The organism is Mycobacterium sp. (assembly GCF_049280035.1).
GTDB lineage: Bacteria > Actinomycetota > Actinomycetes > Mycobacteriales > Mycobacteriaceae > Mycobacterium.
The window spans coordinates 1-1,708 of the sequence record NZ_JBAPPI010000819.1; the positions used below are offsets into that span (position 1 = coordinate 1).

Annotated in this window: 3 protein-coding genes; 1 reads left to right on the top strand and 2 read right to left on the bottom strand. The window is 61.3% G+C overall.

Annotated elements, in window-relative coordinates; all coding sequences use genetic code 11:
* A partial coding sequence (locus WAN71_RS26225) for an MmpS family transport accessory protein (protein ID WP_422228121.1) occupies positions 1-298 on the bottom strand: 298 nt, incomplete at its 3' end.
* A 288-nt stretch (positions 299-586) separates the two neighbouring features.
* Here WAN71_RS26225 and WAN71_RS26230 point away from each other — a divergent pair.
* Positions 587-1,267 carry a TetR family transcriptional regulator gene (locus WAN71_RS26230; RefSeq protein ID WP_422228122.1) on the top strand — a complete coding sequence of 227 codons (681 nt, stop codon included), beginning with the start codon at positions 587-589 and terminating at the stop codon, positions 1,265-1,267.
* A gap of 3 nt (positions 1,268-1,270) precedes the next feature.
* On the opposite strand, the gene WAN71_RS26235 is transcribed toward WAN71_RS26230, so the two are convergent.
* Positions 1,271-1,672: a DUF5078 domain-containing protein gene (locus tag WAN71_RS26235; protein ID WP_422228123.1), complete on the bottom strand. Its 402-nt coding sequence runs from the start codon at positions 1,670-1,672 to the stop codon at positions 1,271-1,273.
* Positions 1,673-1,708: the final 36 nt, after the last annotated feature.

The following is a 1,708-nucleotide window of genomic DNA, read 5'->3' on the forward strand; positions in this document are numbered from 1 at the left end:
AGCCGATGCTGTTGCTATTCCCTTGGGCCACAATGTTTCCCATGACTGCCGCCGAAGTCGTCGTCAAGTTCAACGTCCAGGGCAAGTGTGCGCTGTCAACGCGGCGCGGGTCGGCGTCGACATCGAAGTAGCTGATGTCCGCCACCGTGCCAGGGGGACCGAAAACCTCGTAGGTCAAGTGCTTGGGGTTGAACGGCTTAGTATCGCTATTCGCGCTGTCCGAATACGCTGGCCGCTTTTCAGAGCCGAATATGCCGTGAATCCGCCACACCGTGAATCCCCCGAGGCCAACGACCATCACAATCACCAGCGGAATCCACGACCGCTGCAGAACCCTGAAAATCGAAATCCCCTTCACCGTTTGCCGTCTTCCTGGTCTGCGATATCCCACCTGCTCGAAGATATTCACCGAGCGATGGCGGCGAGGAGGCACCACCAAACCTTGACGAGTAAACCATGCCATTGACCCGGATTGTTGCCTCCCTCCGACGGCTATCCGCTGCACTGTAGAAGTGTACGAATTTAACGCATGGGACGTGCGTAAACGGACGCTACCGGGTTCCACGGCCACCCGCAATCGGCCAACCTGCGTTATTCTCGCGCGGTGCCGCAGCTTACGTTCCAGCGAGCCCGTACTGAGGACAAGAAGCGCCAACGCGCAGCAGCGCTGGTGGAAGCCGCACGCTCGCTGGCGCTGGAGTCGGGTGTCGCGTCGGTGACCTTGACCGGTGTCGCCCGCCGGGCCGGCGTGCACTATTCCGCGGTGCGCCGCTACTTCACCTCCCACAAAGAGGTGCTGCTGCACCTGGCCGCCGAAGGCTGGGTGCGGTGGTCCGACACCGTGGGCGAGAAGTTGCGCGAGCCCGGTCCCATGTCGCCATTGCGGGTCGCCGAGGCGCTAGCCGATGGTCTGGCGGCCGACCCACTCTTTTGCGACCTACTCGCGAACCTGCATCTTCACCTCGAACACGAGGTGGAAATCGACCGGGTCCTCGAGGTCAAGCAAATCAGCAGCGCTGCGGTGAACTCGCTCGCCGATGCGATCGAGCATGCGTTACCGGGCCTGGGACGCGCGGGCGCATTCGACGTCATTCTTGCCGCTTACTCCCTGGCGGCGCCGTTGTGGCAGGTGGCTAATCCGCCGAAAAAGCTCGCCGAGGCCTACGCGGAGGCAAAGGCAACGGATTTGCCGCCGGAGTGGAACATCGATTTCACGTCCGCGCTGACCCGGTTGATCACGGCGACCTGCGTCGGCCTGATGGGTTGAGATCTACCAGTTCCACACCGACATGTCGCCGGCCGGGTAATTCTGGCAGTTCTCGGTTTCCTTGGCCACGACGCCCTTGTTGTTGAAGAAGATCTTCATGTGGTTGGGCCAGGCCAAGTTCAGCGGATTGATCTGCGGTGCATAAAAGTTTGCGGAATAAGCCCTGCGATCCGCCGGCGACAACGAGTAAAACCAGTGCGCCTTGTCTTGGGTCGCCTGCTGAACGTTTGGGTGATTGTCGTAATCAGTCATGTACCGCTGGTAATACACCGGCTCGAAATCCCTTGCGGCGGCCAGCAACTGCTCAGCGGTGCAGGTCGTCGCGATCATCCTCCGCGGTATCGGGAAGTCCTCGGTGGAATCGTTGGATGCACAACCAGCGCACGGCCCTAACGGATCAGCCACAGCGACCCGCGGGAAGGCGGTCGCGGCGGCAGTGAG